The sequence below is a fragment of the Virgibacillus sp. JSM 102003 genome (assembly GCF_041949995.1).
Classification (GTDB): Bacteria; Bacillota; Bacilli; order Bacillales; family Amphibacillaceae; genus Lentibacillus.
Genome location: NZ_JBHFQH010000031.1, coordinates 1 through 1,777, shown reverse-complemented (window position 1 = coordinate 1,777; position 1,777 = coordinate 1). Strand labels below are relative to the sequence as shown.

The 1,777-nt window shown below is 44.9% G+C and carries 1 protein-coding gene; it reads left to right on the top strand.

From position 1 onward, the window contains the following. Positions 1 to 403 precede the first annotated feature (403 nt). A complete protein-coding gene (locus tag ACE1TG_RS19640; RefSeq protein ID WP_375054084.1) occupies positions 404 to 1,627 on the top strand; it encodes an IS110 family RNA-guided transposase in 1,224 nt (407 codons plus the stop codon). Positions 1,628 to 1,777 lie beyond the last annotated feature (150 nt).

Sequence of the window (1,777 nt, the reverse complement as noted above, 5' to 3'; positions counted from 1 at the left end):
CCTCGTATAATAAGTTTTGAATCACAGTTGATGTCAATTTCCAGTAAGGTTTTGTTCCTTGACAAATGAATCCTTAGTTTTGTATTCCGGGCTAGCCCGGAATACAAATTTCGGGACTTGGATGCTTCGGGATATTCCTAGATAATGGTCTTAGGATCGTTTGGGGTAATGCTAATCCCCCTAGTAGCCCGACTACTTAATAAGTCTGCATCCCCAGGTTCTTGTTTGAACGTCTAACCCGTAAGCTGTCCCTCCGGACTCCCATGCTGGATTTCGAGCAGTTCCAGGCAGCCCATGGACCGGATGAGTTCTCATACGCGAGGCTGACTGATCGGCAAGCCATCTGGGGGTATCCCGAGGCATCCGATCCCACCCGATCCTTAAAGAGAGAGGAGGAACCTATATGACCCTATTTGTCGGTATTGACGTAAGCTCAAAAGACCTTGAAGCCTGTCTGATGGATTCGATGGGAGAAACCTTAGCCACCCGTAAGGTCAAGAATGATTTTCCTGGTGCTACCGCATTGCGTGATATGATGTTCGAATACACCAATGCAGAAGATCCCATTCATATTGGTATGGAAGCCACCTCGGTTTACAGTTGGCATCCGGCATTATTCTTTCACCAGGATGATACTCTCAACCAACGTACAACGAAGGTTTTTACCATCAACCCAAAACTGGTGAAAAACTTCAAGAAGGCCTATTCCGAAATGGACAAGACCGATCCCAAAGATGCTTGGGTGATTGCCGATCGCCTTCGTTTTGGGCGATTGCCCAAATCATTAATTCAATCGGAACAATTTCTTGCCCTTCAACGGTTAACACGGATGCGCTATCACTTGATTCAAAGCCTAACCCGTGAAAAACAAGTGTTTTTAAATCACCTGTTTTTTAAGTGCAGTGCTTTTAACCTTGAAGTAGATACATCAGCCTTTGGTCATGCCATTACAGAATTTTTGCTTGAAGCCTATAGCCTTGATGAAATTGCCCAAATGCCTTTAGAAGATTTAGCTGGATATCTTCAAGCTAAAGGCCGGGGTCGTTTTAGTGACCCGGAGGATTTAGCTGCATCCATCCAAAAAGCAGCTCGATCCTCTTATCGTCTTTCCAAATGTGTGGAAGATTCTATTGACCTTATCCTGGGTAGTTCCATCGAAATCATCCGGCACTTACAACGCCAAATCAAGGATTTGGATAAAGCTATTGCCCGTGTCCTGGATGGAATTCCAAATACCCTTAAAACGATTCCAGGACTTGGTTTCGTTAGTTGTGCTGGGATTCTCGCTGAAATTGGCGACATTGACCGTTTTGACCATCAGGCGGCCATCGCCAAGTTTGCGGGATTGTTTTGGCCACGTAGTCAATCTGGTGACTATGAGGCAGACGACAAAAAACTCGCGCGTACAGGCAATCGTTATCTCCGGTATTACCTGATTGAGGCTGCCAACCAGGTGCGCCGACAAGAACCTAATTATCGCGCCTTTTACAACAAGAAATTTCGTGAGGTGCAAAAGCACCAACACAAACGTGCCCTCGTCTTAACGGCAAGAAAACTGGTGCGCCTGATCGATGCGCTGCTCCGCAACGATCAAATCTATGCGCCGAATAAGAAGGTGACGCGATAAGGCAATCCTTCATCGATAACCTTGATTACACTTCCAGTATTTTACAAATAACTGGAGGTTTAGTTCAGTATGGTTTTTTTTAGAGAAATACGCAAAGAAATTTCCAATTCATTTGTATTTATCACTTGACATCACACCGTAAGACTTATT

Bases quoted from the DNA above. Each gene is read 5' to 3' on its own strand.
- ACE1TG_RS19640 (WP_375054084.1), top strand. From the start codon at position 404: ATGACCCTATTTGTCGGTATTGACGTAAGCTCAAAAGACCTTGAAGCC.